Source organism: Pseudomonas sp. LF020 (genome assembly GCF_053456425.1).
Map to the genome: position 1 here is coordinate 547,952 of NZ_JBRFIX010000004.1, position 24,814 is coordinate 572,765.

General features: G+C 62.4%; 24 protein-coding genes. All 24 read right to left on the reverse strand.

All coding sequences use genetic code 11. From position 1 onward, the window contains the following. Window positions 1-21 precede the first annotated feature (21 nt). Complete coding sequence (gene ureC / locus ACU680_RS13005) at window positions 22-1,722, reverse strand: urease subunit alpha (protein ID WP_448179623.1); 1,701 nt, start codon at window positions 1,720-1,722, stop codon at window positions 22-24. 170 nt (window positions 1,723-1,892) lie between these two features. Then, entirely contained in the window at window positions 1,893-2,201 is a 309-nt protein-coding gene (locus tag ACU680_RS13010) for an urease subunit beta (RefSeq protein ID WP_400760311.1), read from the reverse strand. Then, entirely contained in the window at window positions 2,198-2,734 is a 537-nt protein-coding gene (locus ACU680_RS13015) for a GNAT family N-acetyltransferase (RefSeq protein ID WP_367082861.1), read from the reverse strand. The genes ACU680_RS13010 and ACU680_RS13015 overlap by 4 nt, the downstream gene beginning before the upstream one ends. A gap of 6 nt (window positions 2,735-2,740) precedes the next feature. Continuing rightward, complete coding sequence (locus ACU680_RS13020; RefSeq protein WP_047600616.1) at window positions 2,741-3,274, reverse strand: GNAT family N-acetyltransferase; 534 nt, start codon at window positions 3,272-3,274, stop codon at window positions 2,741-2,743. Window positions 3,275-3,283: 9 nt separating this feature from the next. After that, on the reverse strand, window positions 3,284-3,586 hold the full coding sequence (ureA, locus tag ACU680_RS13025; RefSeq protein ID WP_003221215.1) for an urease subunit gamma: 303 nt from the start codon (window positions 3,584-3,586) through the stop codon (window positions 3,284-3,286). A 140-nt stretch (window positions 3,587-3,726) separates the two neighbouring features. Continuing rightward, window positions 3,727-4,566 carry an urease accessory protein UreD gene (locus ACU680_RS13030; protein WP_448179624.1) on the reverse strand — a complete coding sequence of 280 codons (840 nt, stop codon included), beginning with the start codon at window positions 4,564-4,566 and terminating at the stop codon, window positions 3,727-3,729. Between the two features lie 30 nt (window positions 4,567-4,596). Continuing rightward, entirely contained in the window at window positions 4,597-5,295 is a 699-nt protein-coding gene (gene urtE, locus ACU680_RS13035; protein WP_448179625.1) for an urea ABC transporter ATP-binding subunit UrtE, read from the reverse strand. 120 nt (window positions 5,296-5,415) lie between these two features. After that, window positions 5,416-6,285, reverse strand: a complete 870-nt coding sequence (urtD, locus tag ACU680_RS13040) for an urea ABC transporter ATP-binding protein UrtD (protein ID WP_400760322.1) — start codon at window positions 6,283-6,285, stop codon at window positions 5,416-5,418. Continuing rightward, window positions 6,282-7,361, reverse strand: coding sequence for an urea ABC transporter permease subunit UrtC (gene urtC, locus ACU680_RS13045; protein ID WP_448179626.1), 1,080 nt, complete (start codon window positions 7,359-7,361; stop codon window positions 6,282-6,284). Before urtC ends, urtD begins: the two co-directional genes overlap by 4 nt. Continuing rightward, complete coding sequence (gene urtB / locus ACU680_RS13050) at window positions 7,361-8,863, reverse strand: urea ABC transporter permease subunit UrtB (protein ID WP_448179627.1); 1,503 nt, start codon at window positions 8,861-8,863, stop codon at window positions 7,361-7,363. The genes urtC and urtB overlap by 1 nt, the downstream gene beginning before the upstream one ends. A 209-nt stretch (window positions 8,864-9,072) precedes the next feature. Next, a complete protein-coding gene (gene urtA, locus ACU680_RS13055; protein WP_027613564.1) occupies window positions 9,073-10,338 on the reverse strand; it encodes an urea ABC transporter substrate-binding protein in 1,266 nt (421 codons plus the stop codon). Window positions 10,339-10,650: 312 nt separating this feature from the next. Then, entirely contained in the window at window positions 10,651-11,661 is a 1,011-nt protein-coding gene (locus ACU680_RS13060) for a FecCD family ABC transporter permease (protein WP_448179628.1), read from the reverse strand. Continuing rightward, window positions 11,658-12,605: an ABC transporter substrate-binding protein gene (locus ACU680_RS13065; protein ID WP_448179629.1), complete on the reverse strand. Its 948-nt coding sequence runs from the start codon at window positions 12,603-12,605 to the stop codon at window positions 11,658-11,660. Before ACU680_RS13065 ends, ACU680_RS13060 begins: the two co-directional genes overlap by 4 nt. Further along, a complete protein-coding gene (locus ACU680_RS13070; protein WP_448179630.1) occupies window positions 12,602-13,390 on the reverse strand; it encodes an ABC transporter ATP-binding protein in 789 nt (262 codons plus the stop codon). Before ACU680_RS13070 ends, ACU680_RS13065 begins: the two co-directional genes overlap by 4 nt. Window positions 13,391-13,507: 117 nt before the next feature. Then, complete coding sequence (locus tag ACU680_RS13075) at window positions 13,508-15,631, reverse strand: TonB-dependent receptor (RefSeq protein WP_448179631.1); 2,124 nt, start codon at window positions 15,629-15,631, stop codon at window positions 13,508-13,510. Window positions 15,632-15,787: 156 nt separating this feature from the next. Continuing rightward, window positions 15,788-17,161: a PepSY-associated TM helix domain-containing protein gene (locus ACU680_RS13080; protein ID WP_448179632.1), complete on the reverse strand. Its 1,374-nt coding sequence runs from the start codon at window positions 17,159-17,161 to the stop codon at window positions 15,788-15,790. A gap of 210 nt (window positions 17,162-17,371) precedes the next feature. Beyond that, a complete protein-coding gene (locus ACU680_RS13085) occupies window positions 17,372-19,492 on the reverse strand; it encodes a TonB-dependent copper receptor (protein ID WP_448179633.1) in 2,121 nt (706 codons plus the stop codon). Window positions 19,493-19,577: 85 nt separating this feature from the next. Further along, window positions 19,578-20,024, reverse strand: coding sequence for a DUF2946 domain-containing protein (locus ACU680_RS13090; protein ID WP_448179634.1), 447 nt, complete (start codon window positions 20,022-20,024; stop codon window positions 19,578-19,580). 21 nt (window positions 20,025-20,045) lie between these two features. Further along, window positions 20,046-20,525 carry a copper chaperone PCu(A)C gene (locus tag ACU680_RS13095; RefSeq protein ID WP_448179635.1) on the reverse strand — a complete coding sequence of 160 codons (480 nt, stop codon included), beginning with the start codon at window positions 20,523-20,525 and terminating at the stop codon, window positions 20,046-20,048. Between the two features lie 48 nt (window positions 20,526-20,573). Then, window positions 20,574-20,972 carry a DUF2946 domain-containing protein gene (locus tag ACU680_RS13100; protein WP_448179636.1) on the reverse strand — a complete coding sequence of 133 codons (399 nt, stop codon included), beginning with the start codon at window positions 20,970-20,972 and terminating at the stop codon, window positions 20,574-20,576. Window positions 20,973-21,069: 97 nt separating this feature from the next. After that, complete coding sequence (locus ACU680_RS13105; protein ID WP_003221244.1) at window positions 21,070-21,360, reverse strand: addiction module antidote protein; 291 nt, start codon at window positions 21,358-21,360, stop codon at window positions 21,070-21,072. Window positions 21,361-21,615: 255 nt separating this feature from the next. Continuing rightward, complete coding sequence (locus tag ACU680_RS13110) at window positions 21,616-22,344, reverse strand: cobalt-precorrin-6A reductase (protein ID WP_448179637.1); 729 nt, start codon at window positions 22,342-22,344, stop codon at window positions 21,616-21,618. Next, window positions 22,341-23,438 (reverse strand): cobalt-precorrin-5B (C(1))-methyltransferase, encoded by a 1,098-nt coding sequence (locus ACU680_RS13115; RefSeq protein WP_448179638.1) that lies wholly within the window; start codon window positions 23,436-23,438, stop codon window positions 22,341-22,343. The genes ACU680_RS13110 and ACU680_RS13115 overlap by 4 nt, the downstream gene beginning before the upstream one ends. Continuing rightward, entirely contained in the window at window positions 23,431-24,642 is a 1,212-nt protein-coding gene (cbiE, locus tag ACU680_RS13120; protein WP_448179639.1) for a precorrin-6y C5,15-methyltransferase (decarboxylating) subunit CbiE, read from the reverse strand. The genes ACU680_RS13115 and cbiE overlap by 8 nt, the downstream gene beginning before the upstream one ends. Window positions 24,643-24,814: the final 172 nt, after the last annotated feature.

Below are 24,814 nucleotides of genomic sequence, written 5' to 3' on the forward strand. Positions count from 1 at the left end.
CCCGGGGCCTTTTACCGTGCGTCAGAACAGGAAGTAACGCTGGGCCATCGGCAGGGTCTCGGCCGGTTCACACCACAGCAACACACCGTCGGCCTTGACCTGATAGGTCTGCGGATCGACGTCGATGCTCGGCAGATAATCGTTGTGGATCAGGTCGGTTTTCTGCACGTCGCGGCAGCCTTTGACCACGCCGATTTTCTTCTTCAAACCCAGCGCTTCAGGCAACCCGGCCTCCTGCGCGGCCTGACTGATGAAGGTCAGGCTGGTGGCGTGCAGCGAGCCGCCGTAGCTGGCGAACATCGGGCGGTAGTGCACCGGTTGCGGGGTTGGAATCGAAGCGTTGGCGTCGCCCATCAGGCTGGCAGCGATTGCTCCGCCCTTGAGGATCAGCGTTGGTTTCACACCGAAAAACGCCGGACGCCAGAGCACCAGATCGGCCCATTTGCCGACTTCGATCGAACCCACTTCATGGCTGATGCCATGGGTGATCGCCGGGTTGATCGTGTATTTGGCGATGTAGCGCTTGGCGCGGAAGTTGTCGTTGCCTGCGCCGTCCTGGGGCAGCGGGCCGCGCTGCTTTTTCATCTTGTCGGCGGTCTGCCAGGTGCGCGTGATGACTTCGCCGACACGGCCCATAGCCTGGCTGTCGGAGCTGATCATCGAGAACGCGCCGAGGTCGTGAAGGATGTCTTCGGCGGCGATCGTTTCGCGGCGGATACGGCTTTCGGCGAACGCCACGTCCTCGGCGATGCTTGGGTCGAGGTGGTGGCAGACCATCAGCATGTCGAGGTGTTCGTCGATGGTGTTGCGGGTGAACGGTCGGGTCGGGTTGGTCGAGCTCGGCAGCACGTTAGGGAAACCGCAGGCCTTGATGATGTCCGGCGCGTGGCCGCCGCCGGCACCCTCGGTGTGGTAGGTGTGGATGGTGCGGCCCTTGAACGCGCCGAGGGTGGTTTCGACGAAACCCGATTCGTTGAGGGTGTCGGTGTGGATCGCCACTTGCACGTCGTACTGGTCGGCGACGCTCAGGCAGTTGTCGATGCTCGCCGGGGTGGTGCCCCAGTCCTCGTGCAGCTTGAGGCCGATGGCGCCGGCCTTGACCTGTTCGATCAACGGCTCCGGCAGGCTGGCGTTGCCCTTGCCAGTGAGACCGATGTTCATCGGGAACGCGTCGGCGGCCTGGAGCATGCGCGCCAGGTGCCACGGGCCGGAGGTGCAGGTGGTGGCGTTGGTGCCGGTGGCCGGACCGGTGCCGCCGCCGATCATGGTGGTGACGCCGCTCATCAGTGCTTCTTCGATCTGCTGCGGGCAGATGAAATGGATGTGCGTGTCGATGCCGCCGGCGGTGAGGATCATGCCCTCACCGGCGATGACCTCGGTGCTGGCGCCGATGGCGATGGTCACGTTCGGTTGCACGTCCGGGTTGCCGGCCTTGCCGATCGCGGCGATGCGCCCGTCCTTGAGGCCGACGTCGGCTTTGACGATGCCCCAGTGGTCGATGATCAGCGCATTGGTGATCAGCGTGTCGACCACTTCGGCGGCGAGCAACTGGCTCTGGCCCTGGCCGTCGCGAATGACTTTGCCACCGCCGAACTTCACTTCTTCGCCGTAGGTGGTGAAGTCCTTTTCGACTTCGATCCACAACTCGGTGTCCGCCAGGCGCACCTTGTCGCCGACGGTGGGGCCGAACATGTCGGCGTAGGCTTGCCGGGAAATCTTCATTTCAATTCCTTGCAAAAATTTATTGTGGCGAGGGAGCTTGCTCCCGCTGGGCTGCGCAGCAGCCCCAAAACCTGCCAATGATTTCTTACAGACACACCGCGTTCCCCGGGTTGGCGAGTGCTACGCACTCGAGCGGGAGCAAGCTCCCTCGCCACAGGATTGTGCGCATGTCAGTCGAGCTCACCCATCACCCGCCCGGCAAAGCCGAACACCCGCCGATGCCCGGCGTATTCCACCAGCTCGATTTCGCGGCTCTGCCCCGGTTCGAAGCGCACGGCGGTGCCGGCCGGGATGTTCAGGCGCATGCCACGGCTGGCCGCGCGATCGAAGGTCAGCGCATCGTTGGTTTCGAAAAAGTGATAGTGCGAACCGACCTGGATCGGCCGGTCGCCGCTGTTGGCGACTTTCAGGCTGAGGGTGCGGCGGCCGACATTCAGTTCGATGTCGCCAGGCTGAATCTGGTACTGGCCGGGAATCATGGCCGGGCTCCTTGCAGAATCTTGTAGTAGAGGGCTGTCGGTCGATACGTGCCATGCGGGTCGCAGGCGTAGTCGGGAATTTCGCCGGCGCGGGTGTAACCCAGGGCCTTGTAGAAATCTTCGGCGGGCGAACCGGCCTCGGTGTCGAGGTAGAGCATGCCGCGTTTGTGCTTGGCTGCTTCAAGTTCCAGCGCATTCATCAATTGCTGGCCGAGGCCGCGTCGGCGCGCCTGTTCGCGCACCAGCAGTTTTTGCACCTCGGCACGATTGAGGCCGTTGGCCTTCTGGCACAGACCCAACTGCACGCTGGCCTGCACCTCTTCATCCTTGACCACCACCCAGAGCAACACGTTGCCCTTGTTCACTTGTTGCTGCACTTCATCGAAATAGGCGCGGGCTTGCGCGGCATCGAGGTCGGCCATGAAACCGACGCTGGCGCCATAACCCACGGCGTCGAGCAGCAGATCAATCAGGCCCTGACGATAGTGCGCAAAACTTTCCGCATTGACGCGTCGCAGTTGGGCGGGGTTCATCGCGTGTCACTCCTTGTTGGCGACCGGCGGCTGGGCGCCAGGATTGAGGGTCAGTTGCATGAAGGTCAGATCGAGCCAGCGACCGAACTTGGTGCCGACTTGCGGCATCTGCCCGGTGATGCTGAAACCGGCGCGTTCATGCAGACGAATGGAAGCGGCGTTGCCACTTTCGATGGCGGCGACCATCACGTGCTTGTCGCAGGCTTTGGCCCGCTCGATCAGCACGCTCATCAATTGCGGGCCAAGGCCATTGCCGCGCTGGTCGCTGCGCACGTAGACCGAGTGCTCGACGGTATGGCGGAAGCCGTCGAACGGCCGCCAGTCGCCAAAGGAAGCGTAGCCGAGCACCACGTTGTCGGCGTCGACGATCACCAGAATCGGGTAGGCCTGGGCCTGACGGGCGCTGAACCACGCCTGGCGGTTGCCGAGGTCGACCGCCGATTCGTTCCAGATCGCCGTGGTGTTGAGCACCGCGTCGTTGTAGATGTCGCGGATCGCCGGCAGGTCGGCATGCAGGGCATCGCGAATGGTGTAAGTCATGGCGCGGCCTCAGACGATTGGCTGGTGGACGGTGACCAGTTTGGTGCCGTCGGGGAACGTGGCTTCGACCTGGATCTCCGGGATCATTTCCGGGATGCCTTCCATCACCTGTTCACGGCTCAGCAGGGTAGTGCCGTAGTGCATCAGCTCGGCCACGGTCTGGCCGTCTCGGGCGCCTTCGAGCAGGGCGGCGGAGATGTAGGCCATCGCTTCCGGGTAGTTGAGCTTCACGCCACGGGCCAGTCGGCGCTCGGCGACGAGGCCGGCGGTGAAGATCAACAGCTTGTCTTTTTCGCGTGGGGTCAGGTCCATTTGTCTTTCAGGTCTCGGCAGAAGAAAGTTAAGTCGTACACCCTGTAGGAGCTGCCGCAGGCTGCGATCTTTTGATCTTGCTGTAAAAAATCAACATCAAAAGATCGCAGCCTGCGGCAGCTCCTACAGGGGAATGCATTTCAGGTGTTCCAGATTCGGGGTGGCTGGGCTTCGCGGCCGAGCAGGGCCGGGCGCAGCAGGCGCCACAGGTCGATCAGCCAGGCGCGGGCCAGTAGTGCCTCGCTCGCCAGGCAACGGGCGACCAAAAGCCCCGGCAATTGGGTCAGATCACCGCGCACCTCATGGCCCAGCGAACGACACCGCTCCAGCAGCTCGGCATCAATCTCGCCGGTGACCAGCAGCGTGGCGAACACCGGTTTGCCATCCAGCCCGATTGGCGAATCGAGCAAACCATCATTGCCGCTGATGCGCTGGCGCTCATGCCAGAGCAATCGCCCGTCACGGCGGATATCCAGATGCGCCTGAAAGTGTCCGAGGTCGAAGCGCTCGCCACTGGCCGGTCGGCCCAGCGCCACCACGTCCCAGTAGAACAGCCGCGCATCGCCTTCAAGTTCGATCGAGGTGCTGAGTTCAGCCTGAGCGGCGCTGTAGACGATGGTTTCCTGCGGCAGCCATTCCAGCGTCGCGCCGGCCGCGATTTTCAGATCGAGTTGCTGATACGCCGGCCCCGCTGCGCGATACCACTTGGCCGCGCCAGGACTGGTGATCTGCGCCCAGGCGTCCTGTTCGACGCGCGCGCTGATGTTCAACCGGTCACCGCCGGCGATCCCGCCCGGCGGGTGGACGATGATGTGCTGGCAGACCTCGGGGCCTTCGGCATACAGATGCTTTTGCACGCGCAGCGGGCCGAGATGCCGGCGTTGAACCGGGCGCGTGCATTCGCCGAAGCGGGCGTAGGCCAGCTCCAGCTCGGCGTGCCAGCTCGGGGTAAACAGGGCAGTGGGAAGCGCTAAGTTCATGGTTTGTAATTATCGTTAGGAAGCTACAGATTAAATTGTTACCAGACCTCGTACACCCTCGGCCTCCATATTTTCACCGCGACCCTGCTGCACGATCTCGCCCCGGGACATCACCAGGTACTGATCGGCCAGCTCCGCAGCGAAATCGTAGAACTGTTCCACCAGCAAAATCGCCATGTCGCCGCGCGCCGCGAGGGTCTTGATCACCGCGCCGATCTCCTTGATCACCGAGGGCTGGATGCCTTCGGTGGGTTCGTCGAGGATCAGCAAACGCGGACGACTGGCCAATGCGCGCCCGATTGCGAGCTGCTGTTGCTGACCGCCGGACAGGTCGCCGCCGCGGCGCTGCTTCATTTGTAGCAGCACCGGGAACAATTCGTAGATGAAACTTGGGACTTCTTTCGCTTCGCTGCCGGGAAACCGCGACAAACCCATCAGCAGATTCTCTTCCACCGTGAGCCGGCCGAAGATTTCCCGGCCCTGCGGCACATAGGCGATCCCGGCGTGTACGCGCTGGTGCGGCTTGAACGTGGTGATCGCTTTGCCCTCCCAGTTCACCGCCCCTTCCCTGGCCGGCAGCAGGCCCATCAGGCACTTGAGCAGGGTGGTCTTGCCCACGCCGTTGCGCCCGAGCAGGCAGGTGACTTCGCCGACGTTTACGTCAAAGCTCAGGCCGCGCAGGATGTGGCTACCGCCGTAGTACTGGTGCAGCTTGTCGACTTGCAGCATTCTCAAAATCTCCTCAAATCCCTGTGTAGGAGCTGCCGAAGGCTGCGATCTTTTGATCTTGATCTTAAAAACAAGATCAAAAGATCGCAGCCTTCGGCAGCTCCTACAGGGGATGGATCGTCAGCGGCCGAGGTAGACCTCGATCACCCGCTCGTTTTCCTGCACCTGCTCCAGCGAGCCTTCGGCCAGCACGCTGCCCTGATGCAGCACCGTCACGTGGTCGGCAATCGAGCCGACGAAGCCCATGTCGTGCTCCACCACCATCAGCGAATGTTTGCCGGCCAGCGACTTGAACAGCTCGGCGGTGAATTCGGTTTCGGCATCGGTCATGCCCGCCACCGGTTCGTCGAGCAGCAGCAGTTGCGGGTCCTGCATCAGCAGCATGCCGATCTCCAGAAACTGCTTCTGCCCATGGGACAACAGGCCCGCTGGGCGATTGACCGACGTCGTCAGGCGAATGGTCTCCAGCACTTCGCTGATGCGATCACGCTGCTCACCGCTCAGGCGTGCGCGCAAACTGGCCCACACCGATTTGTCGGTTTTTTGCGCCAGCTCCAGGTTTTCGAACACGCTGAGGGCTTCGAACACCGTCGGCTTCTGGAACTTGCGCCCGATCCCGGCCTGGGCAATCTGCACTTCGCTCATCTGCGTCAGGTCGAGGGTTTCGCCGAACCAGGCCTTGCCGTGGCTGGGGCGGGTCTTGCCGGTGATCACGTCCATCAGCGTGGTTTTGCCCGCGCCGTTGGGGCCGATGATGCAGCGCAGTTCGCCGACGCCGATGTACAGGTTCAGATTGTTCAGGGCGCGGAAGCCGTCGAAGCTGACGCTGATGTCTTCCAGAGTCAGGATCGTGCCGTGGCGGATGTCGAGGCCCGGGCCGGCGCGTTGGCCGAGGCCGATCGAGTCGCGGCTGGTGCCTTCGTCCTTGTTCGGTTCTACGGGGAAAAACGCCGGTTCGAGCATGAATTCAGCACTCGCAGTGACTCTCATTGTTCACCTCGTTTCTTCAGCAGGCCGATCACGCCTTTGGGCAGATACAACGTCACGACGATGAACAGCGCGCCGAGAAAGAACAGCCAGTATTCGGGGAAAGCCACGGTGAACCAGCTCTTCATGCCGTTGACCACACCGGCGCCGAGCAGCGGCCCGACCAACGTGCCACGGCCGCCAAGAGCCACCCACACCGCCGCTTCGATGGAGTTGGTCGGCGACATTTCGCTGGGGTTGATAATGCCGACCTGCGGCACATACAACGCCCCGGCCAGACCACACAGCACCGCGCTCAAGACCCAGACGAACAGCTTGAAACCACGCGGGTCGTAACCGCAGAACATCAGGCGGTTTTCCGCATCGCGCAGCGCCGTCAGCACCCGGCCGAACTTGCTCTGTGCCAGACGCCAGCCGATGAACAGGCTCGCCACCAGCAGCAACACCGTAGCCAGAAACAGCACCGCGCGAGTACCCGGTTCAGTGATGCCGAAACCGAGAATCGTGCGGAAATTGGTGAAGCCGTTGTTGCCGCCAAACCCGGTCTCGTTGCGGAAAAACAGGAGCATGCCGGCGAAGGTCAGGGCCTGGGTCATGATCGAGAAATACACGCCCTTGATCCGCGAGCGAAAGGCGAAGAAGCCGAACACCAGCGCCAGCAGACCCGGCGCCAGCACCACCAGACACATCGACCAGATAAAACTGCTGGTGCCGCTCCAGTACCACGGCAACTCCGTCCAAGACAGAAAAGTCATGAACGCCGGCAAGCCATCGCCGGCGGCCTGACGCATCAGGTACATGCCCATCGCATAACCGCCGAGGGCGAAGAACAGGCCGTGACCCAGCGACAGCAGCCCGGCGTAACCCCAGACCAGATCCAGCGCCAGGGCGACGATGGCGTAACAGAGGATTTTGCCGACCAGCGTCAGCGTATACGCCGACACATGCAGCGCGTTGTCCGGCGCCAGCAGCGAGAGCAGCGGCAGGGCGATCAGCAGCGCGAGGATCACCGCGCCGATGGCGAGGGTGAGTTTCGGGCCGGCCTTTTGCGTGGCCGTGACAAGTAGAGGCTGGTTCATCAGTCGATCACCCGTCCTTTTAGTGCGAAGAGGCCTTGCGGACGTTTCTGGATGAACAGAATGATCAGCGCGAGGATCAGGATCTTGCCCAGTACCGCACCGATCTGCGGTTCGAGAATCTTGTTGGCGATGCCCAGCCCGAACGCAGCGAGCACGCTGCCGGCGAGTTGACCGACGCCACCGAGCACCACCACCAGGAACGAGTCGATGATGTAGCTCTGGCCGAGGTCCGGGCCGACGTTGCCGATCTGGCTCAGCGCCACGCCACCGAGGCCGGCGATGCCCGAGCCGAGGCCGAACGCGAGCATGTCGACGCGCCCGGTGGGCACGCCGCAGCAGGCGGCCATGTTGCGGTTCTGCGTGACCGCACGCACGTTAAGGCCGAGGCGGGTCTTGTTCAGCAGCAGCCAGGTCAACACCACGACAAACAGTGCGAAGGCGATGATCACGATGCGGTTATACGGCAGCACCAGATTGGGCAGCACCTGAATGCCGCCGGACAGCCACGCCGGGTTCGCCACTTCGACGTTCTGCGCACCGAACAGCAGGCGCACCAACTGGATCAGCATCAGGCTGATGCCCCAGGTGGCGAGCAGGGTTTCCAGCGGTCGGCCGTAGAGATGACGAATCACCGTGCGTTCCAGCGCCATGCCGATCGCCGCTGTGACAAAGAACGCCACCGGCAGCGCGATCAGCGGATAGAACTCGATGGCTTGCGGTGCGTAGCGCTGAAACATCAGCTGCACCACGTAGGTCGAGTAGGCGCCGAGCATCAACATCTCGCCGTGGGCCATGTTGATCACCCCGAGCAGGCCGAAGGTGATCGCCAGACCGAGGGCCGCGAGCAACAGAATCGAGCCGAGCGACATGCCGCTGAAGGCTTGACCGAGTACTTCGCCGATCAGCAGTTTGCGCTTGACCTGAGCCAGGCTGGTTTCGGCGGCGGTGCGCACGCCGGCATCGCTTTCAACGCCGGGTTCGAGCAGTCCTTCCAGGCGGGTGCGGGCCAGCGGATCGCCGGTTTCACCGAGCAGGCGCACGGCGGCCAGACGCACCGCTGGGTCGCTGTCCACCAGCTGCAGGTTGGCCAGCGCCAGGCTCAGTGCGGCGTGGACGTTCTCGTCTTTTTCGCCAGCCAGTTGCTGGTCGAGGAATTTCAGCTGCGCGGGTTTCGCGCTTTTCTGCAATTGCTGCGCAGCAGTCAGACGGGTTTTGGCGTCGGCGGCGAGCAATTGGTGGCTGGCCAGAGCGGTGTCGATCAGACCCCGCAGGCGGTTGTTCAGGCGCAGGGTTTTGGGTTGTCCGTCGACGGTCAGTTCGCCTTGTTGCAGGGTGTTGATCAGCTCGATGCGGGCAGGCTCGGGCTGCGCGGCCCAGGCTTCGAGCAATTTGGCTTGTTGCACCGGGTTGGCGGCGACGAAGTCTTCGGCGTCGCCGGCAAAGGCAGTCATCGGCAACAGCAGTGCCAGGGCCAGGATGAAGCGAAAAAGGGCGGTGGGCATATGCTTGGCCTTGCGCGAACTTTATGTGAGGACTGGCTTTTGTGGCGAGGGAGCTTGCTCCCGCTCGGCTGCGTAGCAGTCGTAACCTGATACACCGCAGTCGACGGTTTTGGGGCTGCTTCGCAACCCAGCGGGAGCAAGCTCCCTCGCCACAGAAAACCATTTCAACAGGCAGTTACCGGGCTTGATTAATCGTCAAGCCCAATGGCTCAGTTGCTCTTCACCGCATAATCCGGCTTCTTGTCGTTGCCATCGATAAACGGACTCCAAGGCTGGGCGCGGATCGGGCCTTCTGTCTGCCAGACCACATTGAACTGACCGTCGTTCTGGATCTCGCCGATCATCACCGGTTTGTGCAGGTGGTGATTGGTCTTGTCCATGGTCAGGGTGTAGCCGGACGGCGCGGCGAAGGTCTGGCCGGCCAGTGCTTCGCGGACCTTGTCGACGTCGGTGGACTTGGCTTTTTCTGCTGCTTGCGCCCACATGTGGATGCCGACGTAAGTGGCTTCCATCGGGTCGTTGGTCACCGCTTTGTCGGCGCCCGGCAGGTTGTGTTTCTTCGCGTAAGCCTTCCAGTCAGCGACGAACTTCTTGTTCACCGGGTTCTCCACGGACTCGAAGTAGTTCCACGCCGCAAGGTTGCCCACCAGCGGTTTGGTGTCGATGCCGCGCAGCTCTTCTTCACCCACCGAGAACGCCACCACCGGTACGTCGGTAGCCTTCAGGCCCTGGTTGGCCAGCTCTTTGTAGAAGGGCACGTTGGAGTCGCCGTTGACCGTGGAAATCACCGCAGTCTTGCCGCCGGCGGAGAATTTCTTGATGTTGGCGACGATGGTTTGATAGTCGCTGTGACCGAACGGGGTGTAGACCTCTTCGATGTCCTTGTCGGCCACGCCTTTGGAGTGCAGGAACGAGCGCAGGATCTTGTTGGTGGTGCGCGGGTAGACGTAGTCGGTGCCGAGCAGGAAGAAGCGCTTGGCGCTGCCGCCTTCTTCGCTCATCAGGTATTCCACCGCCGGGATCGCTTGCTGGTTCGGCGCGGCGCCGGTGTAGAACACGTTCGGCGACATCTCTTCGCCTTCGTATTGCACCGGGTAGAACAGCAGGCCGTTGAGTTCTTCGAACACCGGCAGCACCGATTTGCGCGACACCGAGGTCCAGCAACCGAATACCACCGCGACCTTGTCCTGAGTCAGTAGCTGCCGACCCTTTTCGGCGAACAGCGGCCAGTTCGACGCCGGGTCGACCACCACCGGTTCGAGCATCTTGCCGTTGACCCCGCCCTTGGCGTTGATCTCGTCGATGGTCATCAGCGCCATGTCTTTGAGCGACGTTTCGGAGATCGCCATGGTCCCGGACAACGAATGCAGAATCCCGACCTTGATGGTCTCGGCAGCCTGGACAGTCCAGGTCATGCCCATCGCGGCAATGGATGCCGTGAGAGTGAAAGCCTTGATCAAACTGCGACGCTTCATTGTGCGATCTCCATGGACGTTAAAGTTTTTTATGGTTGGCAGATGCGGACGACTGAAGGGTGTTTTGCAAGGGCTGTGCCCGGTCGGGATCGGGCAGGGAAATGTCGGTTTAGAGCGGTTGTGCGTTGGCGGGGTGCACCACAAAGGCACGCGCACATAGCGTTGGTGCAGACAACCGCGCCAGATTGGGGCGCCCACAATTCCTGTAGGAGCTGCCGCAGGCTGCGATCTTTTGACTTTGGTTTTTAATGATCGAAAGCAAGATCAAGAGATCGCAGCCTTCGGCAGCTCCTACAGGGGGATTGTGTTGTGTCAGCGGCGGCGCATCAGGCCTATGAAAAAGAGGCCGCCGATGGCTGCGGTGGCGACGCCGATGGGCAGGTCTTCCGGGGCGATCATCGTGCGTGCGGCGACATCGACCCACACCAGGAACAGGCTGCCGAGCAGTACGCAGGCCGGCAGCAATCGCCGGTGTTCGGCACCGACCAGACGCCGGGCGATGTGCGGCACCATCAGCCCGACGAAACCGATTGAGCCACTGATCGACACCAGCACCCCGGTCATCAACGAGGCGATCACAAACACCCGCAGGCGCACCGCCCGGGCATTCAGGCCGAGGGTCACGGCGGTCTGTTCGCCGGCCATCAGTGCGTTCAGCGGCCGGGCCATGCCCAACAGCAAAACCAGGCCAAGCAGCACGCTCAGCGCGGGTATCGTCAGCAGCTCCCAGCGCGCCAGACCGAGGCCGCCGAGCATCCAGAACATCACCGCCGAACTGGCGCGGTGGTCGCCCATGAACAGCAGCAGGTTGGCGATCGCCATCATCACGAACGACACTGCCACGCCGCACAGCAGCAGGCGATCGCTGTCGAGGCGACCCTGGCGGTTGGCAATCCCCAGCACGAGAAACATGCTCAGCAGCGCACCGATGAACGCGGCAATCGGCAAGGTCAGCAGGCCGACGATCTCACCGATGTGCAGCACCACGATCACCGCGCCCAACGTCGCGCCGGAGGTGACGCCGAGCAGGTGCGGATCGGCAAGAGGATTGCGCGTCACCGCTTGCAACACCGCGCCGATCAATGCCAGCCCGGCCCCGACCAGCGCACCGAGCAACATGCGCGGCACGCGAATCAGCCAGACGATGTGTTCCTGGCCAGCGCTCCAATCCGGTACGCCGAGGCCGAACAACTTGTGCAGCAGAATCCGCCACACCACGTCCACCGGCACCCGCGCCGGACCAAAGCCCAGCGACACCACGCACGACACCAGCAACACGGCACCGAGGGCAATCAGCAGCAGGGTGTAGCGACGGTCGATCATTCGCCGTGGAACCCCTTGGCCAGGGTTTCCACCGCCAGCACGTTATCGATCCCCGGCGTGGCCTGCACGTAAGGGATGACGATGAAGCGCTGGTTCTTGATCGCGTCCACCGATTGCAGCGCCTTGTTTTTCAGCAGAAATTCGATCTTCTGCTCGGCAGTGATTTCGCTGTAGTCGACGATCACGATCACCTGCGGGTTGCGTTCGACCACGGTCTCCCAGTTGACCCTCGTCCAGCTCGCGTCGACGTCGTCGAGAATGTTGCGCCCGCCTGCAGCATCAATCAGCGCCTGCGGCATGCCGAGACGCCCGGAAGTCATGGCGCGGTCTTCGCCGCTGTCGTAGAGAAACACGCGCGGCTTGTCGGCGGGCAGGTCTTTGCGGATCTCGGCGACCTGATTCTGCATGTCGGCGATCAGTGCGTTGGCGCGATCCTGCACGTCGAAAATCTTCCCCAGATTGCGCAGGTCGTTGTAGGTGTCGTCCAGCGTCGCCGCCGGACGCTTCATCACGAAGGCGCAGGATTCGGTCAGCTCATACACGTTGATGCCCAGCGGTTGCAGGGTCTGCGGCGTGAGGTCGCCACCGACGCGCATGCCGTAATCCCAGCCGGCGAAGAAAAAATCGACGTTGGCGTTGAGCAGGGTTTCCACCGATGGATATTTCGCAGCCAGCTCCGGCAAGCCGTCGAGCAACGACTGCATCTCGGGCGTCACCGACTTCCAGCCGCTGACGCCGCTGTAACCGGCCATGCGCGATTTGAGGCCGAGGGCGAGCATCATCTGGGTCATGTTGATGTCGTGGCTGACCGCGTGTTTCGGCGCTTCGTTGAAGGTCACTTCGCGGTTGCAGCTGTGGATGGTCAACGGGTATTTCGTGGCTTCGGCGAAGGCCTGGGCACTGCACAACAAAAGAGCGACACAAAGCAGGGAACGCACAGTCATGGTCGGGTTATCCAGGTGATTCGCGGGTAGCCGTGAAGAGGGTGGGAGTCGATCAACGCCTCGACGCCGAACACGTCGCGCAACAGCTCGGTGGTCAGTACATCTTGCGGCGTGCCGCTGGCGACGATGCGCCCGTGGTTGATCACGTACAGTCGGTCACAGAATGCGGCGGCCAGGTTCAGGTCGTGGATGCTGGCGAGGGTGCCGATCTGCAGGCGTTTGACCAGTTGCAGCAGTTCGAGCTGATAGCGCGGGTCGAGGTGGTTGGTCGGTTCGTCGAGGATCAGCAGTTGCGGTTGCTGGGCCAGGGCGCGGGCGAGGATCACCCGCTGTTTTTCACCGCCGGAGAGGGTGGCGAACGCGTGGTCTTCGAAGCCGTCGAGGCCGACGGATTTGAGCGCTTGCGTCGCCAGATTGCGATCTTCCAGCGTGTCGCCATCGAACAGGCCTTTGTGCGGCGTGCGGCCCATGGCGACCACTTCCTCGACGGTCAGGCCAAAGGCATCGGGGAATTCCTGCAGGACCACGGCGATGCGTTGTGCGCACCAGCGTGAGGACTGTTTCCACACATTGTGGTGATCGAGTCTGACCTCACCGCTTTCCGGTTGACTGAAGCGATATGCGCAGCGCAGCAGGCTGGTCTTGCCGCTGCCGTTCGGGCCGATCAGCCCGACAAACTCACCGGCGGCCACCTGCAACGAGGCGTCACGCAGTTGGAACTGGTGATGGCAGTGGCCGTGGCCCAGAGGTGTCCAGGCGAGGTGGGTGAGGGTGAGCGAGGTCATCAAATGCTCATGATGCTTGCCCCTGTAGGAGCTGCCGAAGGCTGCGATCTTTTGCTGTTGCTTTTAAAGATCAAGATCAAAAGATCGCAGCCTGCGGCAGCTCCTACAGGGGTTGGGTTAGAAAGTGTAATCAGCGGTGACGAAGAACGATCTCGGCTCGCCGAGAATCCATTGCTGGCCCTCATTGTATTGGCTTTGCGCGTACCGGCGGTCAAACAGATTGTTCACCTGCAGACCGAGCGTGGTGTTGCGCAGGGCCTGCCACGACAGCGTCGCATCGACCACGGTGTAACTCGGAAGCTCATTACGATTAGCCATGTCGGCATAGCGCGCGTCGACATAACGCACGCCGGCGCCGGCCTTCAGATCATCGCTGAGGTTTTTGTTCAGCCACAGATTGGCGGTTCGACGCGGCACATCTACCGGGCGATTACCGTTGTACGACAGCGTCTGCCCGTTGACCACTTCGGAGAAGTCATCGTACTTGGCCTTCACAATCGCCGCGTTGGCCTGCAGTTGCCAGGCGTGCGGCAGTTGCAGGTCGAGGCTGGCTTCCAGACCATTGGACGATTGCTGGCCGACTTGCTGCTTGAGCGTCGGGTTGCCCGGATCGTCGGTCAGCAGCTTCTTTTTGACGATGCGATAGGCCGACAGGGTGAACTCGCCACGCTGATCCCAGAACAACTGCTTCATGCCGACCTCGGTCTGGCGAGCGGTCGAGAGGTCGTATTGCTGCTGGCTCGGACTCAGGGAAATCAAGCCGCCGATGCCATCGGTACTGGTCGCGACTTGGCCGTAAAACGAGGTCTGCGGCGTCAGGGCAAACAGCAGTCCGGCCTTCCAGTTGTTGCCGGTCAGGGTCTTGTCGCTCTGGCTGTCATCGACCAGGTTGTTGCGATCCACATGCACATAATCACGGCGCACGCCGGTCACCAGCGACCAGCGTTCGCTCAGTTGCGTGCGGTTTTCAGCGAACACTGACATCTGTTTGGTGGTGCTGTCGAACTGGTCGCGGTACGGGTTGGCGCTTTCGAAATAGCCCGGTTGCGGGTGATACAGATCCAGCGCCTGACCATTCGGTAGCACATCGTTGAACGGCGAGTTGCTGTTGAGCTGGAAGCGGATGCGGTTGTAATCGACGCCGGTCACGGTCTGGCTGTCGAGGCCGAACAGCGAGTGCTTGAAGGTGAAGGTCTGGCGGTCGCCGACCTGCTCCTGCTGGTGGCCGATGCCGAAGTAGCCACTGCGGCTGAGTTGCTGGCTGTCGCGGTCGAAGTTGTAGTTTTCGGCGTTCTGCCAGCGGCGCTGGGCCTTGAGGTAGTACAGCTCGTTGCTGGCACTGACGGCGTCGTTGATCTGCCAATCGGTGGTCAGGCGCGTCCACTGATCGTTGTAGTGCTGCTGATCGTCACGCACGTTGTAGTTCTTGTTGCGCAGACTGTCGCGCAATCGGCCGTTGATCAGTGGCGTGCCGAAGTAGTTCTGCGGACGCTGGTCGCCGTAGTCGTGGGCGAGGGTGAACGCCAGATCGTCGGTGGCCTGCCAGCGCAGCGCGGCGCTGATGAAGTCGCTTGATGAGTCACCGCGATCGATCCAGCCGTTGCTGCGCAGACGATTGAGATTGAGGCGATAGCTCAGGGTGTCGCTCAGCGAACCGCCGCTGTCGAACGCCTGCTGCTGGCTGTCGTAGGAACCGTAGCCGAGGCGCAGGTGGTTTTCGATTTCGCCCTCGAACGGCTTCTTCGGAATCACGTTGACCACCGCGCCGGTCGCGCCTTCGCCGTACAGCACCGAGGCCGGGCCGCGCAGCACGTCGACGCGCTGCACCGACCAGGTGTCGACCGGAAAGGTCACGGTGCCCATGCCGGTGTACATGCGGTTGCCGTCATACAACTGCATTACCGAACTCTGCCCGGTAAAACCGCGTGCCTGCAACGAGGTGCCGCCATCGCCTGGGGTGCCGGTGCGGCTGATGCCGGTGCTGCGCGACACCGCGTCCTGCACGCTGCGATCGCCACGGGCACGCACCTGCTCGCCGCTGAGGCTTTCGACGCTGGCCGGAGTTTCCATGGCCGTCAGGTTCAGGCGCGAGCCGGCGGAGGTCGGCGTGGTCAGGCTGACACTTTCTTCGTCAACTGCAGGCGCGGAGATGGTGCCGGTGGGCAGCGTCAACGGTTGGCCATCGGCGTTGGCATTGTTCAGGGCAAGCAGGCAGAGGCTGGACAAGAGGTACTTGTTCATCGGGACGGTGAATCACTTCTTCAAAAGAAAGCCCGCAACGTGTGGTTGCGGGCAGAGCGGCAAATTTGCGTTATACAGTAACACTAAAAAATGCCGGAGTTTAAGTCCCGGCAGTTTAAAGATCTGTCTGAAACGCGCATCTCGCCTGCTTCACGATCAAGTTGAGGCAGATTCAGCTTGGCGGCCCAGACGCGACAACAGCAGCCGATCAAGCAGCCAGACCAGCACCAGCGAAGCGCCCACCAGCGGAAAAATCACCGCCAGCACCAGCATGATCGCCACGCCGGTTTTCCATTTCGGCAGGTCATGACGCAGCGGCGGTACGCCGAACTTGCCCTGCGGGCGACGCTTCCACCAGATCACCACACCGCTGACGGCGCTGAGCAGAATCATCAGGCAGATCAGCAGCACGATGATCTGATTGAAGGCGCCGAACATCTTGCCTTCGTGCAGCATCACACCGATTTCCGTGGCCCGCGCCACCGCGCCGTACTGCTCGAAACGCACATCGGCGAGGACCTTGCCGGTGTACTGATCGACATGCAGGGTCGCGTCGTTGCGCGGGTCGTCGGCGAACACGGCGATGGTGAACACACCGGTCGCGGTGGTCGGCAAGGTGATGCTGTAGCCGGGTTCGACCTTGCGCTCGACGGCGATGTTCTGCACATCCTGCAGGCTGATGGCAGGCGCGGCGGGACCGTGCTGCATGCCGCCGTGAGCCATGTGTTCGGCGTGGTCGCCGGACATCGGCATCGGCGTGTTTTCCATCGCCCATGGCACGGTCTGGCGCGCGGCGTTGTTGAGGCTGCCGGCCTCGACGTCGGAGGTCGGCACGCTGTTCCACATCGCAGCCGGGAATACGTTCCAGACCTGGGCGTACTGCTTGCCCCAGAAGCCGGTCCAGGTCATGCCGCTGAGCAGCATCACCAGCAGCAATGCGGCGCCCCAGAACCCGGTGACCGCGTGCAGATCTCGCCATAACACCCGACCACGACTGTTCAGCCGTGGCCACAAAATCCCGGCGGCCTGACCGCGCGGCCACCACAGGAACACCCCCGACACCACCAGCACCACGCCCCAACCGGCGGCGAGTTCGATCAGGCGGTCACCGAGCGTGCCGATCATCAACTCGCCGTGAATGGCGCGGGCGATGGCTTGCAGATTCTGCTTGGCATCCTGCTCGCCGAGGATGTCGCCGTGGTACGGATCGATGAACACGTTGAGTTCGCGATCTGCATTCTTGACGACAAATTGTGCGCTGCGTTCGGCGTTGGCCGGCGGCAGGTACTGGGTGATCTGACCTTGTGGATAGGCGTTCTTGACCCGTTGCAACAGGTCATCGGCCGGCACCGTGTGATGCCCGGCCGGAACCTTGAGCAGGCTGCTGTACATCAGCGAATCGAGTTGCGGTTTGAACAGGTAGACGATGCCGGTCAGGGCCAGCATCACCATGAACGGCGCGACGAATAATCCGGCATAGAAATGCCAGCGCCAGGCCAGGTTGTAGAAATTCGGTTTGGGCTTTTGCATCACGTTTGCTCCGCTTGGCTTGGATCTTTTAGTGTTTTGCCTGACATGCACACCTGTGGCGAGGGAGCTTGCTCCCGCTGGACTGCGAAGCAGGCCCATACTCTTTCAGCTAAAGAGAAGGGCCGCTGCGCGCCCCGGCGGGACGGTGCGACGACTCGACAAGCTCCCTCGCCACAAGGGCAGTGTTCACACCGGGAAAATCGCGGTGTTCTAGAAACTCATATCGACCTTGGTCCAGAGCGTGCGCCCCGGCTCATTGATCGCTTGCGGGTCGTTGGCCGGGTAGCCGAAGCCGGCGTTACCGGCCAGGTTCAAGTGCTCGGCGTAAGCCTTGCCGAACAAGTTGTCGACGCCGGTGCTGACCTTCCAGTTTTTGTTGATCCGGTAGGCGCCGTTGAGCGAGAACACGCCAAAGCCGCCGCTCTTGTCGTAGTCCTTGCCGACCACGTTGCCTTTGTTCTGGTCGATGCGGTTTTGCGCCGCGACCACGCGCCACAGCGCCCCGGCGCTCCAGTTGTCTTCGCTGTAGGTCAGGCCGAAGCGCGCATCCAGCGGCGGCATTTGCGGCAGGGCTTTGCCGTCGCTGCTGTTCTTGCCCCAGGCGTAAGCCAGGGTCGCGTCGGCTTTCCAGTTATCGGTGAGTTTGTAGGCGGCACCGAGCTCGCCACCCATGATCCGCGCGTCGATGTTTTCCGCGCGCGAAGTGCTCATGCCCATCATCGTCGGTGTGTAGTCGAACAGGATGTAGTCGCGCACCACACCGATGTAGCCCGAGGCCCAGGCTTCGAGTTCGGCAGTCTTGTAGTTCACGCCGAAGTCGAACTGGGTAGTCTTCTCCGGTTTGATCGAGTCGAACGCATTCAGCGAGCCGGCCGGGCCGGACTTCGGTGAAAACAGCTCCCAGTAATCCGGGAAGCGCTGCGCGTGACCGAGGCCGGCGTACAGCGTTGCCGGGCTGTCAGCGAGGTCATGCTCGTAACGCACGAAGCCGCTTGGCAGAGTGTCGGCGCGGGTCTCGTCGGCGGTCGGATTTGGCCTGCTCATCATTCCCGAACCAATGCTCTGCCGGTAGTCCCTGGCCGAGGCACGGTCGAGCCGGGCGCCGGTGATCAGTCGGTCACGGTCGGCGGCGTACCAGGTCATTTCGCTGAACACACCGTAGTTATGGAAATCGGCGTCCTTGGTGTACGGCTGATCCTTATAGGTGTCGATGCCCATGCCGCTGCGCTGACGATGCTCGTTGGTCTGCGCGTCGAGACCGGTGATCAGCTGGATGTCGGCCCAGCGCCAGGTGGCCTTGATCCGCGCGCCGAGGGTGCGCCGGTCGACGTTGGAGGCCATGGGCCCGGCCATCATCCCGGTGCCGGACGGTGTGCGCAGGGTGTAGTTGTCCATCACGTGGTCGGCGTAGTTGTAGTAGACCTGCGCTTCGAGTTTCTCCAGCACGTCGGTGATGTTGGATTTTTCGAAGCGTAGCCCGAGGCTTTCGCGCAGGAACTGCGAACCGTCCATGCCGCGTCCGGCGTAGCGCGCTTCGCCATCGCCCTTGCCGGCGGTGAGTTCAATCAGGGTGTCGGCGTCCGGGGTCCAGCCGACGGCGATGTCACCGTTCCACTTGTCGTAGCGCGACGGCACGGTGTCGTTGTTGCCGTCGCGATAGTCGTCGGAGTGCGCGGTATTGCCGATCACCCGCACGTAGCCCAATGGTCCACCGGCAGCGGCGTCGACAACCTTGTCGAAGCGGCCGTTGGAGCCGGCCAGCACGCTGGCATTCACCCGCGTGCCGAGTTCGCCGAAGCTTTCCGGTTCACGGTCGAAGAGAATCGTGCCGGCCGATGCGCCTGGCCCCCAAAGTACGGTTTGCGGGCCTTTGATCACCGTGAGTTTGTCGTAGGTTTCCGGCGAGATGTACGAGGTCGGCGCGTCCATCCGTCCCGGGCAGGCGCCGAGCAGCATGCTGCCGTTGGTGAGAATGTTCAGTCGCGAACCGAACATCCCGCGCAGCACCGGATCGCCATTGGTGCCGCCATTGCGTACCAGGGCGAAGCCGGGAATGGTCTTCAGGTAATCGCCGCCATCGCTGGCCGGCACCGGTTGGCGTGGGTCCTTGGGATTGGTGACGATCGTCAGTGGCGAGCTGGGAGCGATGGCAGTGATCACCGTCGGACTGAGTTCATCAACGTGACCGGCGTGGTCGTCGGCCAGCACCAGCGGCGACAGCAGGACGCCGCAAAGGACGGCAGTAGCGTGCGAGAAACCAATGCGCGATGCGCTCAGCGCGAAAGACGCCTGGGCAGAACCCGAGCGTGGAACAGCAGAAAACCTGGACATGACAATTTCCATCAAACAGTCGTAAACGACACGGCCGGCAGCCTGAAGCTGTCTTCTCAACCGTGTGCAATCAAAGGTGCGGTGTTTACGCGTTGACGGGCGGGGCGCGGGTGCGGGCGCCGGGGAAGAAGGTCTGCCGGGCATGGCCCAGACGCGGGGAGGGCGGGGTGAAGGTGTTGACGTGGGCAATGCTGAACGTGGCGAACGTGCCGCCACCGGTCAGCGCCGGGCAATTGAACAGCAGGCTGCAATAACCGCATTTTTCCCACAGGGCGTGGTGCGAGGATTGCGGCGGGCAGTGTTCGGCAGCCGATGGTGCACCGTGCGCGGCATGATCCATGCCCGGCATGTCCATCGCCATGTCCATGCTCATCGGCATGGAAGTCGAGACGTGCTGATCCATCGGCATCGACTGAGAAATCAGCGGGCCGATGAAGATCATCAACATGGCGAACAGGGCGATCCAGCTACCGCGGGTCAGAGTCTGGCTCTGGCGATGCAGGCGGGAGGCCCCGGCACGTTGCGGGCGCACGGGCGTGGTCAGCCGGATCGGTTACTGGGCGTGATCGTGTGCCTGGGTGTCTTGAGGTGGTTTCTTCTGCACCGCGACTTCGACGGTCACGTCACCGGCCTTCTCGAAATGCAGGGCCAGCGGGAAGCGTTTGCCGTCGCTGAGCAGGCTGCGGTCTTTCGGGTTGAGCAGCATCACGTGATAGGCCATCGGCGCGAACGTCACCTTGCCGCCGGCCGGAATCACCACGTTGGGCACCTGCTGCATTTTCATCAGGTCGCCCTGCATCACATGCTCATGCAGTTGCGCTTGGTCGGTGATCGGCGAATCGACGCTGAGCAGGCGGTCGTCGGTCTTGCCGGGATTGCTGATCACGAAATAAGCCGCAACGGTCGGCGCGTTGGGCGGCAGCTCCTGCGACCACGGGTGAGCGATTTCCAGCTCGCCGGCCTTGTATTCGTGGGCATGGGCGAAGCACGCCGGCAGCAACAGCGCAGCGATGACAAAGAGTTTGTTCAACATGGCAGTTCTCCAGAACGATTTGATACGCAGGTCAATTGCGAGAACAAATCAAACCAGAGGCGAGGCGCGGGGATTGAGGCTCGGCCATTGCTGGCGCGGTGTCGGTGTCTGCAACGAGGGCGGCGCCACGCTGCGATTGCTTGCGTAGCGGGCGAAATACAGCTGCGGTGTATGGCCCGGCAACGCCACCAGCGGCGCTGAACCCGAGCAGCACCAGCAATGCTGCATGTTGGAATGGCTGTCGTTGGACGGGGCTTTCTGCTCCGGGGTGCCGATGTTGATCGCCACCATTTTCGTCCCGCTGCCGGTGCAGAAACTGCTCCACAGCAACTGTTCGGCCGGTGAATTGGCCGCCTGCGCCATCGCCCCGGTCATCGGCATGGCGAGCATGTTGAACAGCACTGCGAAGCAGGCGATCCAGGCAAATGCGAGCCGGTGTCGGTTCATGGGACAGATCCGTTGGGTGGGCGATCAGGCGCGGCTATTTAGCCTGATCAGGGCCGATAAGTAAAAAGGCGTCGTGCGGTTTGGTGTCGCAGATCAATCAAACCGCGACGGCGTGCAATCTCAAACCCAAAGCCTTCATGACCTTCATGATAGTTGCGAATTCGGGGTTACCCGTGCTGCTCAGCGCTTTATAGAGACTTTCACGACCCAGGCCGGCATCACGTGCCACCTGTGTCATGCCCTGAGCTCGGGCTATGTCATTCAATGCTGCACGGATGAGCACGCCATCGCCTTCATCATCATCAAAGCAGGCGTCCAGATACGCCGCCATATCTTCGGGAGTTTTGAGGTATTCGGCGGCGTCGAAACGGGTGAATTTTTCGGTCATCGCAATGTTCACCTTTGGGCTCAAAAGCGGTGAGCATAAAACCAGGCATTTAGTGCAGACAGTCAGTGGTTCTTTAAGTGGTTGTACGTAGCATCCGGTTTAGCTGTAGGGCGCTGGAGAGAGGATTACAGTACCGGCGCCTTCGCGGGCAAGCCCGCTCCCACAGGATCCGTGGCATACACAAACTATGCGGTCGCCGCCGACCACTGTGGGAGCGGGCTTGCCCGCGAAGGCGTACTCGAGATCTGCGCTTGGTTAAAGTCGAGTGAAGGAGGCAAGGGCAGCGAGGACTTCAGCCGTCGTCACAAACTCCCGATCAACCCCCGCCAACTCCGGCCGCTTCAACACCATCACCGGCACCCCCAACTCCCGCGCCACTTCCAGCTTCGGCTCGGTCGCGGTGCTGCCGCTGTTCTTGCTGATCAGCACATCGATCTGCCGGCGTTCGAACAGTGCGCGTTCATCTTCAAGCAGAAATGGCCCTCGAGCGCCGATCACTTCGCAGCGTTCGTTGCCGGGGTAGACGTCGAGGGCGCGCAGGGTCCAGAACTGGTTGGCAGGGATTTCGTCGAGGTGTTGCAGCGGTTCGCGGCCGAGGGTGAACAGCGGGCGGCGGAACGGTTTGAGGGCTGCGGTCAGTTCGGCCCAGTCGCTGACCTCTCGCCAGTCGTCGCCCGGCTGCGGCTGCCATGCGGGGCGGCGCAAGGCCCAGCAGGGAATGCCGTCGAGTTGCGCGGCGCGGGCGGCGTTGTGGCTGATTTGTGCGGCGTAAGGGTGGGTCGCGTCGAGTAGCAGTTCGATGCCTTCAGCGCGAATGAATTGCGCCAGACCTTCGGCCCCGCCGTAGCCGCCGACGCGCACCTGGCAGGTCAGGTCGGTCGGCACCCGGCCCACGCCGGCCAGACTGTAAATATGTTCTGGCCCCAGCGTGCGAGCGATGGCCAGCGCCTCAGTGACGCCGCCGAGCAACAAGATCCGCTTCATGCAAAACCTCCGGCATGGCCGACAATGCCGCCCTGGCGATCAATCGCAAACACCTCGACCTTTACCTGCGCCGGCACCACGCTGCGGGCGAAATTCAGCGCATGGCGGCAGACTTCATCGCCGAGGGCGACGCCCGCCGCGCTGGCCATCGCCAAGGCCTGCTGACTGGTATTCGCTTCACGAATGCTTTGCTGCAACGCCTGATCGGCGCCAATCGCTGCTGCCCATTCAGCCAGTTGCGGCAGGTCGATACTGGAATGCCGTGAGTGCAGATCCATGTGCCCGGCCGCCAGTTTGCTGATCTTGCCGAAGCCGCCACACAGGCTGAGTTTATCCACAGGCACTTTGCGCAGGTGCTTGAGCACCGCGCCGACAAAATCGCCCATTTCGATCAAGGCGATTTCCGGCAGGTCGTAGACCCGGCGCATGGTGTCTTCGCTGGCATTGCCGGTGCACGCGGCAATGTGCAGATAACCGTTGGTTTTCGCCACGTCGATACCTTGGTGAATCGAGGCGATGTAGGCCGCGCAGGAAAACGGCCGGACGATGCCGCTGGTGCCGAGGATCGACAGCCCGCCGAGAATGCCCAGACGCGGATTCATGGTTTTAAGCGCCAGCGCCTCGCCGCCCTCGACGTTGACCGTCACCTCGAAACCGCCGGCATATCCGCTTTCGGCGGCGAGCAGGTTGAGGTGGTCGCTGATCATCTTTCGCGGCACCGGATTGATCGCCGGCTCACCGACGCCGAGCACCAGCCCCGGGCGGGTGACAGTGCCGACGCCTGCGCCTGCGATGAAGCGAATCCCCGGTTCGGCCTGCAAGCGCACGCGGGAATAGAGCAGCGCACCGTGGGTCACGTCCGGGTCGTCGCCGGCGTCCTTGATCGTCCCGGCTTCGGCACCATCCTCGGTCAAGCGGCAGAATTCCAGACGCATCTGCACCTGCTTACCCTTGGGCAGGACGATCTGCACGGCGTCCGCCGACGTGCCGCCCAGCAGCAGTCGCGCGGCGGCGAGGCTGGTGGCAGTGGCGCAGCTGCCAGTGGTCAGACCGCTGCGCAGCGGGGCGGGTTGTTCGGCGGTTTCGTCACGCATCGAGGGGTTTGACCAGATCCAGCAGGGTGATCGGCAGCGCCTGTCGCCAGGTGTCGAACTCGCCCAGTGGTTGCGCCTGAGCGACATGGATGCGCGTCAGTTCGCCGCCGTGGCGTTCGCGCCAGTGCATCAGCGTGACTTCGCTTTGCAGGGTCACGGCGTTGGCGACCATGCGGCCTCCGGGTTTGAGTTGTTCCCAGCAGGTTTCGAACACGCCTTCGCGAGTCACGCCGCCGCCGATGAAGATCGCGTCCGGGCGCTCGAGGTCGGCGAGGGCTTGTGGCGCGCGACCCCGCACCAGTTGCAGGCCGGGTACGCCCAATGCGTCGCGGTTGTGTTCGATCAACGCCTGTCGGCCCTCATCCGCCTCGATGGCGATGGCCCGACAGCTGGGGTGTGTGCGCATCCATTCGATGCCGATCGAGCCGCAACCGCCGCCGACATCCCACAGCAATTCGCCGGGGATCGGTGCGAGGCGGGCGAGGGTGATGGCGCGGACATCGCGTTTGGTCAGTTGACCGTCGTGCTGGAATGCCGAGTCGGGCAGCCCGGCAAGACGCGACAGGCGTGGTGCCTGCGCATCGCCCAGGCATTCGATGGCGATCACATTCAGATCGGCAATCGTTGGATCGCTCCAGTCATCGGCTGTACCGTCGATGCGCCGCTCGGCATCGCCCCCCAAGTGCTCCAGAACGCTCAGGCGACTGCCGCCAAAACCGCGCTCACGCAGCAGCGCCGCGACTGCCGCCGGACTTTGCCGGTCATTGCTCAACAGCAACAGGCGCACCCCGCTGAACAGCTGCGCATTGAGTGCCGCCAAAGGTCGCGCGACCAGCGACAATGTCACTACATCCTGCAACGGCCAGCCGAGGCGGGCGGCTGCCAGCGAACAGGAGGATGGCGCGGGCAGGATCAGCATCTCGGCACTCGGCACCTGCCGCGCGAGGCTGGCACCGACGCCGTAGAACATCGGATCACCACTGGCCAGCACGCACACGGTTTCGCCGCGTTGCTGCAAAACCGGCGCGAGGGAAAACGGGCTTGGCCACAAAGTGCGTTCGCCGCGAATGCACACCGGCAGCAAGTCCAGTTGCCGCTGACCGCCGATGATCCGCGAGGCGCCCATCAGGGCGCGCCGGGCATTTTTGCCCAGGCCCTTGAAGCCTTCTTCACCGATTCCCACTACCGTCAGCCAGGGTGTCATGCCGTTCCTCACATCGCTCGTGCCCGCTAAAGCGGCGCATGATAGCGCGGCTTCTGTTGTCTGGCGCTGACGCCTTGTCGCAGACGCTGGCAACGGTTGAAATGTTATGTGTTTCAAAACGGGTTGGCGAATTGAGCTCCTTTGTTATTTTGTTTTTATCAAGTTTGAAAAG